Origin of the sequence: Streptomyces sp. NBC_01255 (assembly GCF_036226445.1) — a bacterium.
Lineage (GTDB): Bacteria > Actinomycetota > Actinomycetes > Streptomycetales > Streptomycetaceae > Streptomyces.
On record NZ_CP108474.1, the window covers coordinates 4,842,689 to 4,856,552 of the forward strand.

11 protein-coding genes and 1 rRNA gene are annotated in these 13,864 nt (G+C 70.4%); 10 read left to right on the top strand and 2 right to left on the bottom strand.

Annotation, left to right across the window (positions count from 1 at the left end):
- Positions 1 to 15: 15 nt before the first annotated feature.
- From OG357_RS21800 to ilvD, 4 genes are all read left to right on the top strand, one after another.
- A complete protein-coding gene (locus OG357_RS21800) occupies positions 16 to 948 on the top strand; it encodes a Ppx/GppA phosphatase family protein (protein ID WP_317596509.1) in 933 nt (310 codons plus the stop codon).
- Positions 949 to 1,065: 117 nt separating this feature from the next.
- The gene (locus tag OG357_RS21805) at positions 1,066 to 1,905 is read left to right on the top strand and encodes a sugar phosphate isomerase/epimerase family protein (RefSeq protein ID WP_317596507.1); all 840 of its coding nucleotides are present in this window, start codon (positions 1,066 to 1,068) and stop codon (positions 1,903 to 1,905) included.
- Complete coding sequence (locus tag OG357_RS21810; RefSeq protein WP_329622743.1) at positions 1,902 to 2,513, top strand: TetR/AcrR family transcriptional regulator; 612 nt, start codon at positions 1,902 to 1,904, stop codon at positions 2,511 to 2,513. Before OG357_RS21805 ends, OG357_RS21810 begins: the two co-directional genes overlap by 4 nt.
- 128 nt (positions 2,514 to 2,641) lie before the next feature.
- Complete coding sequence (gene ilvD / locus OG357_RS21815) at positions 2,642 to 4,495, top strand: dihydroxy-acid dehydratase (RefSeq protein WP_329622744.1); 1,854 nt, start codon at positions 2,642 to 2,644, stop codon at positions 4,493 to 4,495.
- Between the two features lie 73 nt (positions 4,496 to 4,568).
- Here the strand turns inward: ilvD and OG357_RS21820 are convergent, their stop codons facing one another.
- The gene (locus OG357_RS21820; protein WP_329622745.1) at positions 4,569 to 6,734 is read right to left on the bottom strand and encodes a serine/threonine-protein kinase; all 2,166 of its coding nucleotides are present in this window, start codon (positions 6,732 to 6,734) and stop codon (positions 4,569 to 4,571) included.
- 155 nt (positions 6,735 to 6,889) lie between these two features.
- Between OG357_RS21820 and OG357_RS21825 the strand changes: the two genes are divergently transcribed.
- From OG357_RS21825 to proC, 5 genes are all read left to right on the top strand, one after another.
- Positions 6,890 to 7,207 (top strand): SH3 domain-containing protein, encoded by a 318-nt coding sequence (locus OG357_RS21825; RefSeq protein ID WP_329622746.1) that lies wholly within the window; start codon positions 6,890 to 6,892, stop codon positions 7,205 to 7,207.
- A 35-nt stretch (positions 7,208 to 7,242) separates the two neighbouring features.
- A complete protein-coding gene (locus OG357_RS21830) occupies positions 7,243 to 7,767 on the top strand; it encodes a hypothetical protein (RefSeq protein ID WP_329622747.1) in 525 nt (174 codons plus the stop codon).
- A 79-nt stretch (positions 7,768 to 7,846) separates the two neighbouring features.
- Positions 7,847 to 8,704, top strand: a complete 858-nt coding sequence (locus OG357_RS21835; protein WP_329622748.1) for an ABC transporter ATP-binding protein — start codon at positions 7,847 to 7,849, stop codon at positions 8,702 to 8,704.
- Positions 8,701 to 9,438: an ABC transporter permease gene (locus OG357_RS21840; RefSeq protein ID WP_329622749.1), complete on the top strand. Its 738-nt coding sequence runs from the start codon at positions 8,701 to 8,703 to the stop codon at positions 9,436 to 9,438. Before OG357_RS21835 ends, OG357_RS21840 begins: the two co-directional genes overlap by 4 nt.
- A gap of 84 nt (positions 9,439 to 9,522) precedes the next feature.
- On the top strand, positions 9,523 to 10,332 hold the full coding sequence (proC, locus tag OG357_RS21845; protein WP_329622750.1) for a pyrroline-5-carboxylate reductase: 810 nt from the start codon (positions 9,523 to 9,525) through the stop codon (positions 10,330 to 10,332).
- A 61-nt stretch (positions 10,333 to 10,393) separates the two neighbouring features.
- Here the strand turns inward: proC and trpS are convergent, their stop codons facing one another.
- The gene (gene trpS, locus OG357_RS21850) at positions 10,394 to 11,392 is read right to left on the bottom strand and encodes a tryptophan--tRNA ligase (protein WP_329622751.1); all 999 of its coding nucleotides are present in this window, start codon (positions 11,390 to 11,392) and stop codon (positions 10,394 to 10,396) included.
- A gap of 755 nt (positions 11,393 to 12,147) precedes the next feature.
- Here trpS and OG357_RS21855 point away from each other — a divergent pair.
- A 16S ribosomal RNA gene (locus tag OG357_RS21855) occupies positions 12,148 to 13,673 on the top strand.
- Positions 13,674 to 13,864 lie beyond the last annotated feature (191 nt).

Below are 13,864 nucleotides of genomic sequence, written 5' to 3' on the forward strand. Positions count from 1 at the left end.
AGTAGCGTTCCGCCCATGAGACTCGGAGTCCTCGACGTCGGTTCGAACACGGTGCACCTGCTGGTGGTGGACGCCCACCCCGGCGCCCGCCCGCTGCCCGCCCACTCCCACAAGGCGGAGCTGCGGCTCGCCGAGCTCCTCGACGAGCGGGGCGCGATCGCGCCCGACGGCGTCGAGCGGCTCATCGCGACCGTCCGGGACGCGCTCCTGGCGGCCGAGGACAAGGGCTGCGAGGAGGTGCTGCCCTTCGCCACCTCGGCGGTCCGCGAGGCCACCAACGCCGACGCCGTCCTCGCCCGGGTCAAGGACGAGACCGGGGTCGACCTCCAGGTCCTCACCGGCGAGGAGGAGGCCCGGCTCACCTTCCTCGCCGCCCGCCGCTGGTTCGGCTGGTCCGCGGGCAAGCTCCTCCTCCTCGACATCGGCGGCGGCTCCCTCGAAGTCGCGTACGGCATCGACGAGGACCCGGACACGGCCGTCTCCCTGCCGCTCGGCGCGGGCCGCCTCACCTCGGGCTGGCTGCCCGGCGACCGGGCCGACGCCGACGCCGTGAAGTCGCTGCGCCGGCACGTCCGCGCCCAGATCGCCCGTACGGTCGGCGAGTTCAGCCGCTTCGGCCGCCCCGACCACGTCGTGGCCACCTCCAAGACCTTCAAGCAGCTCGCCCGGATCGCCGGCGCGCCCGGTTCGGGGGACGGCCTGTACGTCCAGCGCGTCCTGTCCCGCAAGTCCCTGGAGGAATGGGTCCCGCGCCTCGCCGCGATGACCGTCCCCGAGCGCGCGGCCCTGCCGGGCGTCTCGGAAGGCCGCGCCCCCCAGCTCCTCGCGGGCGCGCTCGTCGCCGAGGGCGCGATGGACCTGCTCGGAGTGGAGGAGCTGGAGATCTGCCCGTGGGCGCTGCGCGAGGGCGTGATCCTGCGCCGCCTGGACCACCTGCCGGAGGAGTGACGGACGCGGGCCCGCCCCGCCCGCGCCCGCCCCGCCCGCCCGCCCGCGCCCATGCCCACGGACCGGCGTGACCGGAACCACCTCCCGGGCCCCCGGCCCGCCCCGTACCCTGTCGGGGTGGCAGAACCAGTGGTGCGCATCCCGGATGCGAAGGTCGCCCTGTCGACGGCCTCGGTCTATCCGGAGTCGACGGCGACGGCCTTCGAGATCGCCGCGCGCCTCGGGTACGACGGCGTCGAGGTCATGGTGTGGACCGACCCCGTCAGCCAGGACATCGAGGCGCTGCGCCGCCTCTCCGACTACCACCAGGTCCCGATCCTGGCCGTCCACGCCCCCTGCCTCCTCATCACGCAGCGCGTCTGGTCCACCGACCCGTGGGTCAAGCTCCAGCGCGCCCAGGCGGCGGCCGAGAAGCTCGGCGCGTCGGCGGTCGTCGTGCACCCGCCGTTCCGCTGGCAGCGCCAGTACGCGAAGGACTTCGTCACCGGCATCTGGCGGATGGCGGACGAGACCGACGTCCGGTTCGCCGTCGAGAACATGTACCCGTGGCGGTACAAGGACCGCGAGATGCTCGCGTACGCCCCCGAGTGGGACGTCACGAAGGACGACTACCGGCACTTCACCGTCGACCTCTCGCACACCGCGACCGCCCGCACCGACGCCCTCGCGATGATCGACCGCATGGGCGACCGCCTCGGCCACGTCCACCTCGCCGACGGCAAGGGCTCCGCCAAGGACGAGCACCTGGTCCCGGGGCGTGGCACACAGCCCTGCGCCGAACTCCTGGAGCGGCTCGCGCTCACCGGCTTCGACGGCCACGTCGTCATCGAGGTCAACACCCGCCGCGCGATGTCAGCCGCCGAACGCGAGGCCGACCTCGCCGAGGCCCTGGCCTTCACCCGCCTCCACCTCGCGTCCGCCGCCGCCGGCCGCCCCACCCGGGTCCCGCGCCCATGACCGACCCGGCCCCGCGCCGGCGCGGCCGCCCGTCCCGTACCGGAGAGGACAGCGGACCGGGCGCGCGCGAACGCATCCTGGAGGCGGCCCGCACGCAGTTCGCGGAGCGCGGGTACGACAAGGCCTCCGTCCGCGGCATCGCCAAGGCGGCCGGCGTGGACCCGGCGCTCGTGCACCACTACTTCGGTACGAAGGACGAGGTCTTCGCCGCCGCGATCGAGGTCTCCTTCGAGCCGGCGCTCGTCGTCCCGGCGATCCTCGGCGGCCCGCGCGAGGCCATCGGCGAACGGCTCGCGCGCTTCTTCATCGGCGTCTGGGAGAACCCGGTCAGCCGCGCCCCGCTCCTCGCGATCGTCCGCTCCGCGCTGACCCACGAGGCCGCGGCCAAGGTGCTGCGGACCTTCGTGCTCCGCCGGCTCCTGGAGCGGATCGCGGCCGAACTCGACGTACCGGAGCCGAGCTTCCGGGCGGAGCTGGCGGCGTCCCACATGATCGGGATCGTGATCCTGCGGTACGTGATCGAGGTCGAGCCGCTGGCCTCGGCCGACCCGGAGGAGATCGTGGCCCAGGTGGCCCCGACGCTCCAGCGGTACCTGACCGAGAGCTGAGAAGCTCCCCGGACCGGAACCTGACCGAAAGCTGAACACCCCGTCCGCCATACGGACAGGCTGTCCAGATCTTGGAGCGTCAGCGTACGCTCGAAGGCAAGCACACCCATCACGAGGAGCGAGCGACGATGCCCGAGCTGAGGTCCCGCACAGTCACCCACGGCCGCAACATGGCGGGCGCACGCGCCCTTATGCGCGCCTCCGGTGTACCGGGCGCGGACATCGGCCGTAAGCCGATCATCGCGGTGGCCAACTCCTTCACGGAGTTCGTCCCCGGCCACACCCATCTCCAGCCGGTCGGCCGGATCGTCTCCGAGGCCATCACGGCCGCCGGCGGCATCGCCCGCGAGTTCAACACGATCGCCGTCGACGACGGCATCGCGATGGGCCACGGCGGCATGCTCTACAGCCTCCCGTCCCGCGACCTGATCGCGGACAGCGTGGAGTACATGGTCGAGGCGCACTGCGCCGACGCCCTGATCTGCATCTCCAACTGCGACAAGATCACCCCCGGCATGCTGATGGCCGCCCTGCGCCTCAACATCCCGACGGTCTTCGTCTCCGGCGGCCCGATGGAGTCCGGCCGCGCGGTCCTCGTCGACGGCACGGTCCGCACGCTCGACCTGGTCGACGCGATGTCCGACGCCGTGAACCCGAAGATCTCGGACGAGGACATGCTCCGGATCGAGGAGAACGCCTGTCCGACCTGCGGGTCCTGTTCCGGCATGTTCACCGCCAACTCGATGAACTGCCTGACCGAGGCGATCGGCCTCTCCCTCCCCGGCAACGGCTCGCTCCTCGCGACCCACACCGGCCGCAAGGCGCTGTACGAGAACGCGGCCCGCACGGTCGTCGACATCACCCGCCGGTACTACGACGAGGACGACGCCTCCGTCCTGCCGCGCGCGGTCGCGACCCGCGCCGCCTTCGAGAACGCCATGGCCCTCGACATCGCCATGGGCGGCTCGACCAACACGATCCTCCACCTGCTCGCCGCCGCCCAGGAGGCCGAGCTCGACTACGGCCTCGGCGACATGGACGAGGTCTCGCGCCGGGTTCCCTGCCTGGCCAAGGTCGCCCCGAACGTCGCCAAGGACCGCACGTACTACATGGAGGACGTGCACCGGGCGGGCGGCATCCCGGCCATCCTCGGCGAGCTGTACCGCGCCGGCCTCCTCAACGAGGACGTCCACTCCGTCCACTCCCGCTCCATCAAGGAGTGGCTGGACGCCTGGGACGTGCGCGGCGGCTCCCCGACGGACGAGGCCGTCGAGCTGTTCCACGCGGCCCCCGGCTGCGTCCGCTCGGCGACCGCCTTCTCGCAGTCCGAGCGCTGGGAGGCGCTGGACGTGGACGCGGCCGGCGGCTGCATCCGCGACGCGGCCCACGCGTACTCGAAGGACGGCGGCCTCGCGGTCCTGCGCGGCAACCTGGCCGTGGACGGCTGCGTCGTGAAGACGGCCGGCGTCGACGAGTCGATCTGGACCTTCGAGGGCCCGGCCGTCGTCTGCGAGTCGCAGGACGAGGCCGTCGAGAAGATCCTCAACAAGCAGGTCACCGACGGCGACGTGGTCGTCATCCGCTACGAGGGCCCGCGCGGCGGCCCCGGCATGCAGGAGATGCTCTACCCGACCTCCTTCCTCAAGGGCCGGGGCCTGGGCAAGACCTGCGCGCTGGTGACCGACGGCCGCTTCTCCGGCGGTACGTCGGGCCTGTCCATCGGCCACGCCTCCCCGGAGGCGGCCTCGGGCGGCACGATCGCCCTCGTCGAGGACGGCGACCGGATCCGTATCGACATCCCGAGCCGCTCGATCGAGCTCCTCGTCGACGAGGCCACCCTGGCGGCCCGCCGCGACGCGCTGAACGGCGTGTACGCGCCGAAGAACCGCGAGCGCAAGGTGTCGGCGGCGCTGAAGGCGTACGCGGCGATGGCGACGAGCGCGGACAAGGGCGCGGTCCGCGACGTGTCGAAGCTGGGCTGACCCCGGAAGACGTACGAAAGCGGGGAGTGGGTACGACACCCACTCCCCGCTTCTTCGTGTCTGAGCCACCCACTCACCAGGACTCGGGCTCGCGCGCGTCGACCGCGAATACGGAGCCGTCGGGCGCCGTCCCGAACACCCGGTCCCCGGCGACCAGGGGCTCGGGAACCATGGGCGCGTAGCCGAGCCGCCCGTTCCGCAGCCGCGGCCGGGTCTGGCCGATCAGCGCGCCGCGCTTGGTGTTGACGGCGAGCAGCCGCCCGTCCTGGACGGAGAAGTAGAGGCGGTCGTCGCCGCCGAGGACCGGCACGGAGACGTTTCCGGCGCCCGTCTCCAGCTCCCACAGCACCCGCCCCTTCTCCGCGGCGGTGTCGAAGGCGGTGAGGTGGCCGTTCGCGTCGAGGATGTGGACGACCGCGCCGCGCACGGCGACGCCCCGGACGTCGATCCGGTGGGGCAGGGCCAGCCGCCGCACGGAGTCCGCCGAGCCGTCGGGGCCCACCAGGACCAGGCCGTCGATCAGCGGGTCCTGGTAGTGGTCCGCGAGGACGAGGGCTCCGGCGCCGGTGCGGCCGAGTGCGGCGAGATCGCCGTCCAGGCTCCGCTGCCAGACCACCTCGCCGGTCCTGGGCAGGACCGTACCGACCCGGGTGCTCGTCCCGTCGGCCGAGGTCTCGGTGACGGACAGCAGCCCGGAAGGAGCGTCGTACGCGCCGAGCCGCGGGACCGCGAAACCGGTCAGGCCGTGCCGCCACAGCTCCTTCCCGCTGCGGCTGTCGAGGGCCCGGAGCCCGCCCCGCCCGTCGGCAAGGACGACAGCGCTGCCGGCCGCCCGGTACAGCTCGGGGGCACCCTCCGTCTCGACGGCGCTCCACCCGGGGGCGCCGCCCCCCGTCGCGTACGCCCGCAGCGGGTCCGTGGGGGCGGCGGCGCCGACGAGGCCGTCGGTCAGGAGGACGGGGGCGGTCGGGGTCTCCGAGTCGATGGGGGTGGTCCGCGACCACAGGACCCGCCCGGTGACGGGGTCGAGCCGGGCGATGCCGACGCCCCGGGCCACGCAGTACAGCGCGCCGCCGCCGTGCGCGCAGGCCGGGGCCGCCGTGGGGCCCCGCTCCTGGAGCGGCGTCCGCCAGCCCGCGAAGGCCGTGGCCACCTCGTCCGGGCGGGCGGGGGTCTCGGGCCCGCCGTCCGCGGGAGTGCTCAGCGCCCCGTACAGCCCGGCGCCGGTCAGCGCGAGCCCGGCGACGAGGGCGGCCGTCAGCCGCGGCCGGATCCGCGGGCGCCGACGGCGCGGGGGCGGCACGGCGGTCGCCCGGACGCGTGTGTCCGCGTCCCAGGCGGGGGAGACGCCGGGCTCGCTCTCCGGCAGGGTGGGCCGCCGCCGCTGGGCCGGTATGAACGCCTCCGCCTCGTACGAGGGCGGCAGCAGCGCCGACATGATCTCGGCGGGCGTCGGCCGCTCGGCGGGATCCTTGGCGAGGCAGCGCGCCAGGAGCGGCGCGAGCTCCTCCGGCACGTCCGTCAGATCCGGCTCGTCGTGGACGACCTGGTAGGCCACGATGTACGGGCTGTCGGAGTCGAACGGGCCGTGTCCGGTCGCCGCGTGCACGAGGACCGAACCCAGCGCGAAGACGTCCGCAGCCGGCCCGACCTCCCTGGGCCGCTGGAACTGCTCGGGCGCCATGAAAGGCGGCGACCCGATCAGCTTCCCCGTCTCCGTGTGCAGATCACTGTCCACGGGCCGGGAGATGCCGAAGTCGATGACCTTGGGGCCGGTGTCGGTGAGCAGGACGTTGCTGGGCTTGAGGTCCCGGTGGACGACCCCGGCGCGGTGGATGTCGCGCAGCGCCTCCGCGAGCCCGGCCGTGAGCCGGCGCAGCTGGGCGGGGGACAGGGGGCCGTTCCGCTTCACCTGTTCGGCGAGGGTCGGCCCGGGCACGTAGAGGGTGGCCATCCAGGGGCGTACGGCATCGGGGTCGGCGTCGACGACAGGCGCCGTGAAGGCCCCGCTCACCCGCCGGGCGGCCGCGACCTCCTGGCGGAAACGGGCCCGGAACTCCGGGTCCTCCGCATACCGAGCGTGTACGACCTTGACCGCGAGCCGCAGGCCGGAGGCCGAGGCGGCGAGGTGGACGACCCCCATGCCGCCGGACCCCAGACACGCCTGGAGCCGGTAGTCGCCCGCGTACTCGGGCCCCTCCGCATCGCGGTCGGCGCCGGTGCTGCGCAACGGTGGCATCTCCCACCCCCGTGTGAATCCCCGTCACATCACGCGCGTGCGCGACCCGACGGAGCCTAGTCCATGGCACCCGCGATGTCGGAGGGGCTTGCTAGCCTGCGCGTCGCAGAGAGTGAAACTCGGCGGAGCGCTTTTGCGCCAAGGGGGAGAACACCATGGGAACCGACGACAAGCAGGCCACCGCGAGCGTGACGGCGGACGTTTCGGCGACGGCGACGAGCGCGGTGAAGCGCTACGCGATCGCCCCGGGCTACCGGGTCAACGTCCGCTCGGGCCCGAGCACCCAGTACTCGATCGTCCGGTCGCTGGCCGCCGGCTCCACGGTGCCGATCCACTGCCAGAAGCCCGGCGAGTGGGTCAGCGGCCCGTACGGCACCACCAACCTCTGGGACAACATCGCCCCGGGCGAGTACATCTCCGACGCCTACGTGAAGACGGGCAGCGACGGCTACGTCGCACCGCGCTGCGCCTGAGGCCCTCCTCCGCCGCTCCGGGGATAATCGACTCTGTGAGCGACGACGAGCAGACCCCCGGCACGGAGCAGAACCCCGGCACGACGGCAGGCGGCCCGCAGCCCGAGGAGATCCGTTTCTTCGGTACGACCTGGGTCGACCACACCGGCAACTACGCGCTGCGCCGCGTCGGACTGGCCGCCGGCTCGCTGGCCGCCGCCGTCGCGGCCTGCCTCGTGCTGCGCTTCGCGTACCAGGGCCTGGCGATCGCGGACGTCGGCGGCCTCGTGAACATGCTGGTCGTCGTCATGTTCGGGGTCTGCAGCGCCATCGCCTTCCGCAAGACCTGGGAAGGCTTCACCCGCAGGCCCACCGACCCGGGCCGCGAGGAGTCGCTGCGCAGCCTGAAGGCCATCGGCTTCATCGGCTCGCTCCTCGCCTACTTCGTCCGCTGCTTCACCGAGGCCCCCGGCGAGAAGCTGCGCCGCACGGAGTACGAGACGTCCCGCGCCCAGTACGAGAAGCGCCGCGGCGCCCGCACGGGCAACCCGGCCGCCCGCAAGAAGCCCAAGCGCAAGTAACCCACCCCGCTCCGAGCCGCCCCGCTCCGTCCTGCCCGGATGCTTGACGGCCGGCACCCCCAGGAGCACTATTCATCGCATGATGAATTACCCGACGGGTGCGACGGGCTCGACGGAACCGGCCCCCACAGCCGACAACACGACCGACACCGCAGCGGCCATCACCGCCCACGCCCTCACCACCGTCCGCGGCGACCGCACCGTCCTCCGCGACCTCGACTTCACCGTCCCCTCCGGCCGCATCACCGGCCTCCTCGGCCCCTCCGGCTGCGGCAAGACCACCCTCATGCGCGCCATCGTCGGCACCCAGGCCAAGGTCGGCGGCACCCTCCAGGTCCTCGGCCGCCCCGCCGGCGACCCCGCCCTCCGCTCCCGCATCGGCTACGTCACCCAGGACCCCTCGGTCTACGACGACCTCACCGTCCGCCAGAACCTCGACTACTTCGCCGCCGTCCTCTTCCCCGGCCGCGCCCGTCGCCACGACCGCCGCACCGCCGTCGACCGGGCCATCACCGACGTCGACCTCACCTCGCACGCCGACGCCCTCGCAGGCCGGCTCTCCGGCGGCCAGCGCAGCCGCGTCTCCCTCGCCGTCGCCCTCCTCGGCACCCCCGAACTCCTCGTCCTCGACGAACCCACCGTCGGCCTCGACCCCGTCCTCCGCCGCGACCTCTGGAACCTCTTCCACCAGATCGCCGCCGACCGCGGGACGACGCTCCTCGTCTCCTCCCACGTCATGGACGAGGCCGAGCGCTGCCACCGCCTCCTCCTCATGCGCGAAGGCGAGATCCTCGCCGAGGACACCCCCGAAGCCCTCCGCCGCCGCAACGACACGGCCACCGTGGAAGAGGCCTTCCTCCACCTGGTCGACGCGGCAGCCGCCCGCGCCGCCCACCCCAAAGCCCCGCGGACCGCCCACGAGGAGCCCCGCTCATGAACAGCGCCCGCACCCTCGCCACCGCCGCCCGCGTCCTGCGTCAGCTGCGCCACGACCCCCGCTCGATCGCCCTGATGCTCCTCGTCCCCTGCGTCATGCTCTTCCTGCTCAGGTACGTGTTCGACGGAAGCCCGGGCACCTTCGACAACATCGGCGCCTCCCTCCTCGGCATCTTCCCGCTCATCACGATGTTCCTGGTGACCTCCATCGCCACCCTCAGGGAACGCACCTCCGGCACCCTGGAACGCCTCCTCGCCATGCCCCTCGGCAAGGCCGACCTCATCGCCGGCTACGCCCTCGCCTTCGGCCTCCTCGCCGTCCTCCAGTCCACCCTGGCCACCGGCCTCGCCGTCTGGTTCCTCGGCCTCGACGTCGTCGGCTCCCCCTGGCTCCTCCTCCTGGTCGCCCTCCTCGACGCCCTCCTCGGCACCGCACTCGGCCTCTTCGTCTCCGCCTTCGCCGCCTCGGAGTTCCAGGCCGTCCAGTTCATGCCGGCGGTGATCTTCCCCCAGCTCCTGCTCTGCGGACTCTTCACCCCGCGCGACCGGATGGCCCCCGCCCTCGAAGCGATCTCCGACGTCCTGCCCATGTCGTACGCCGTCGACGGCATGAACCAGGTCCTCCGCCACCCCGAGATCACCGGCGACTTCGTCCGCGACGCCCTCGTCGTCGCAGGCTGCGCCGTCCTCGTCCTCGCCCTCGGCGCGGCCACCCTCCGCCGCCGCACGGCATGACCGCCCCTCGGACACCCACGCACCCCCCGGCCCGCCGGTGCGAGGATGACTCCACGTACCCCCCTCCGGCGAGGTGAAAGACCCATGACCCAAACCGTCGCAGTCCTCGGCACCGGCAAGATCGGTGAAGCGCTCCTCAGCGGCATGATCCGCGCCGGCTGGCGCCCCGCGAACCTCCTCGTCACCGCCCGCCGCACCGAACGCGCCGACGAGCTCCACGCCCGCTACGGCGTCGAAGCCGTCACCAACGCCGAGGCCGCCAAGCGCGCCGACACCCTCATCCTGGCCGTCAAGCCCCAGGACATGGGCCGCCTCCTCGAAGAGCTCGCCCCCCACGTCGCCGCCGACCGCCTCGTCATCAGCGCCGCCGCCGGCATCCCCACCTCCTTCATCGAGGAGCGCCTCACCGCAGGCACCCCCGTCGTCCGCGTCATGCCCAACACCCCCGTCCTCGTCGACGAAGGCATGTCCGTCATCTCCGGCGGCAGCCACGCCACCCCCGCGCACCTCGTCCACACCGAGGAGATCTTCGGCGGCGTCGGCAAGACCCTCCGCGTTCCCGAGTCCCAGCAGGACGCGGCCACCGCCCTCTCCGGCTCCGGCCCGGCCTACTTCTACTTCCTCGTCGAGGCCATGACCGACGCCGGCATCCTCCTCGGCCTCCCCCGCGCCCAGGCCCACGACCTCATCGTCCAGGCCGCGATCGGCGCCGCCGTGATGCTCCGCGACAGCGGCGAGCACCCCGTCAAGCTCCGCGAGGCCGTCACCTCCCCGGCCGGCACCACCATCAGCGCCATCCGCGAGCTGGAGAACCACGGCGTACGGGCCGCCCTCATCGCCGCCCTCGAAGCCGCCCGCGACCGCAGCCGCGAACTCGCCTCCGGCAACAGCTGACACCTGCCCGCCGGGGGCCACCGACCCCCGGCGGAACACGAGGCCCCCTCCACGCCTCCCGTCACCCCGCGGGCAGCAACCCGATCGCCCGATAGGCCCGGTCCACCAACGGCCGCGCCATCCCCCGGGCCCGCCCGGCCCCGTCCCGCAGCACCTGATCCACATAACCCGGATCCGCCGCGAGCTCGGCATGCCGCTCCCGCAGGGGCCTCAGCAGCTCGACGACGGCGTCCGCCGTGTCCTTCTTCAACGCTCCGTACGACTCGTATACACCGGCCAGCTCCTCCGGGTTCCCATCCGTCGCGGCCGCCATCAGATCGAGCAGGTTGGCGATCCCCGGCTTGACCTCCCGGTCGTACTCCACGTCCCGCCCGCTGTCGGTCACGGCCCGCATGATCTTCCGCCGCACGGTCTCCGCGTCGTCCAGCAGATAGACGATCCCGGCCCCGTTCGCGTGCGACTTCCCCATCTTCGACGTGGGGTCCTGCAGATCCATGACCCGCGCGGCCACCGCAGACCGCGTCGCCCGCGGCACCGCGAACGTATGCCCGTACCGCTGGTTGAACCGCACCGCCAGGTCCCGCGTCAGCTCCACGTGCTGCGTCTGGTCTTCACCCACCGGCACCTCGTCGGCCCCGTACGCCAGGATGTCCGCCGCCATCAGCACGGGGTACGTCAGCAACGACAGCCGCACACCCTCCCCGGCGGCCCGCGCCAGCACGCTCTTCTCCTTGTACTGGATCATCCGCCGCACCTCGCCGTCCGTGGCCGTGCACTCCAGCAGGTACGAGAGCCTGGCGTGCTCGTCCACATGGCTCTGCACGAACAACGTGCACAGCTCCGGATCCAGCCCGGCGGCCAGCAACAGCGTCGCCGCCTGCCGACTGAGCCGCCGCACCCGCCCGGGATCGTGCTCCACGGTCAGCGCGTGCAGGTCCACGACGCTGAACAGCGCCTCCGCCTGGTGCTGATCGACCTCGACCCACCGCCGTACGGCCCCGAGGTAGTTGCCCAGCGTCAGATGCCCGGTGGGCTTGACCCCGCTGAAGATCCTCGTCATCGCGTTCCTTCTCCCTCAGCTACGGGCCGCCGGCCCGACGGCCCGGCTCCCGGAGGGGGATACGCGAACGGCCGCCGAGACGGCGGCCGCTTGGTGCATGCGCGAGTGCGGGCCGCCGGTCAGGCGGCCCACCACTGGGTGGCGTGCGCATGCGTACTCATACGGAGAGGCTACGCCCGAGGACCGGGGTTGACACGGGATTACCCGGTCCGTAGTGTTCTCCGAGTTGTCCGACGTGAGCACCGACCCCGGTCGGCCCCGGACAGCCATTCCGCAAGACCCACAGAAGCTGACGACGCTTTGCCGCGCCGTCGGACCTCCCGTGTGTTTTTGCGAAATGAGGAATCCGCGTTCGAAGGTCTGAGCGCAAGCCGCCCGATTAGCGTCGGAGGCAGGAATTCGCTAAAGTCTCACTCGTCGGAACGGCCCAACAGCCGGAAAGACAAATCCCGCTGACTGGGAATCAGACGCCGAAAGGATCTGATAGAGTCGGAGACACAAGAACGAAGGAAGCCCGGAGGAAAGCCCGAGAGGGTGAGTACAAAGGAAGCGTCCGTTCCTTGAGAACTCAACAGCGTGCCAAAAATCAACGCCAGATTAGTTGATACCCCGTCCATCTTCGGATGGTCGAGGTTCCTTTGAAAAAGTCCACCCCTAGCCGGGTGGCACACAGCGAGGACGCTGTGAACGATCGGTCTTATTCCGACTCGATCGTTCCGCTCAACGCGAGTGTATCGCCGGATTACCGGCAAACATTCACGGAGAGTTTGATCCTGGCTCAGGACGAACGCTGGCGGCGTGCTTAACACATGCAAGTCGAACGATGAAGCCCTTCGGGGTGGATTAGTGGCGAACGGGTGAGTAACACGTGGGCAATCTGCCCTTCACTCTGGGACAAGCCCTGGAAACGGGGTCTAATACCGGATAACACCGGCTTCCGCATGGGAGCTGGTTAAAAGCTCCGGCGGTGAAGGATGAGCCCGCGGCCTATCAGCTTGTTGGTGGGGTAATGGCCTACCAAGGCGACGACGGGTAGCCGGCCTGAGAGGGCGACCGGCCACACTGGGACTGAGACACGGCCCAGACTCCTACGGGAGGCAGCAGTGGGGAATATTGCACAATGGGCGAAAGCCTGATGCAGCGACGCCGCGTGAGGGATGACGGCCTTCGGGTTGTAAACCTCTTTCAGCAGGGAAGAAGCGAAAGTGACGGTACCTGCAGAAGAAGCGCCGGCTAACTACGTGCCAGCAGCCGCGGTAATACGTAGGGCGCAAGCGTTGTCCGGAATTATTGGGCGTAAAGAGCTCGTAGGCGGCTTGTCACGTCGGGTGTGAAAGCCCGGGGCTTAACCCCGGGTCTGCATCCGATACGGGCAGGCTAGAGTGTGGTAGGGGAGATCGGAATTCCTGGTGTAGCGGTGAAATGCGCAGATATCAGGAGGAACACCGGTGGCGAAGGCGGATCTCTGGGCCATTACTGACGCTGAGGAGCGAAAGCGTGGGGAGCGAACAGGATTAGATACCCTGGTAGTCCACGCCGTAAACGTTGGGAACTAGGTGTTGGCGACATTCCACGTCGTCGGTGCCGCAGCTAACGCATTAAGTTCCCCGCCTGGGGAGTACGGCCGCAAGGCTAAAACTCAAAGGAATTGACGGGGGCCCGCACAAGCAGCGGAGCATGTGGCTTAATTCGACGCAACGCGAAGAACCTTACCAAGGCTTGACATATACCGGAAAGCATTAGAGATAGTGCCCCCCTTGTGGTCGGTATACAGGTGGTGCATGGCTGTCGTCAGCTCGTGTCGTGAGATGTTGGGTTAAGTCCCGCAACGAGCGCAACCCTTGTCCTGTGTTGCCAGCATGCCCTTCGGGGTGATGGGGACTCACAGGAGACCGCCGGGGTCAACTCGGAGGAAGGTGGGGACGACGTCAAGTCATCATGCCCCTTATGTCTTGGGCTGCACACGTGCTACAATGGCCGGTACAAAGAGCTGCGATGCCGCGAGGCGGAGCGAATCTCAAAAAGCCGGTCTCAGTTCGGATTGGGGTCTGCAACTCGACCCCATGAAGTCGGAGTTGCTAGTAATCGCAGATCAGCATTGCTGCGGTGAATACGTTCCCGGGCCTTGTACACACCGCCCGTCACGTCACGAAAGTCGGTAACACCCGAAGCCGGTGGCCCAACCCCTTGTGGGAGGGAGCTGTCGAAGGTGGGACTGGCGATTGGGACGAAGTCGTAACAAGGTAGCCGTACCGGAAGGTGCGGCTGGATCACCTCCTTTCTAAGGAGCACAGTACCGATTGCAGACAAACGTTCTGCACGGTCAGCTCATGGGTGGAACGTTGATTAGTTGGCGTGAGCGAACCTGATGGTTCTTCGAGTACTGCTTCGGCGTGGAAAGAAGAGTCCGGTGGGTGGCTCACGCTTGGCACGTTGTTGGGTATCTGAGGGTACGGCCGTATGGTCGTTGCC

Bases quoted from the DNA above. Each gene is read 5' to 3' on its own strand.
- OG357_RS21800 (WP_317596509.1), top strand. From the start codon at position 16: ATGAGACTCGGAGTCCTCGACGTCGGTTCGAACACGGTGCACCTGCTG.
- OG357_RS21810 (WP_329622743.1), top strand. From the start codon at position 1,902: ATGACCGACCCGGCCCCGCGCCGGCGCGGCCGCCCGTCCCGTACCGGA.
- ilvD (WP_329622744.1), top strand. From the start codon at position 2,642: ATGCCCGAGCTGAGGTCCCGCACAGTCACCCACGGCCGCAACATGGCG.
- OG357_RS21820 (WP_329622745.1), bottom strand. From the start codon at position 6,734: ATGCCACCGTTGCGCAGCACCGGCGCCGACCGCGATGCGGAGGGGCCC.
- OG357_RS21825 (WP_329622746.1), top strand. From the start codon at position 6,890: ATGGGAACCGACGACAAGCAGGCCACCGCGAGCGTGACGGCGGACGTT.
- OG357_RS21835 (WP_329622748.1), top strand. From the start codon at position 7,847: ATGATGAATTACCCGACGGGTGCGACGGGCTCGACGGAACCGGCCCCC.
- OG357_RS21840 (WP_329622749.1), top strand. From the start codon at position 8,701: ATGAACAGCGCCCGCACCCTCGCCACCGCCGCCCGCGTCCTGCGTCAG.
- proC (WP_329622750.1), top strand. From the start codon at position 9,523: ATGACCCAAACCGTCGCAGTCCTCGGCACCGGCAAGATCGGTGAAGCG.
- trpS (WP_329622751.1), bottom strand. From the start codon at position 11,392: ATGACGAGGATCTTCAGCGGGGTCAAGCCCACCGGGCATCTGACGCTG.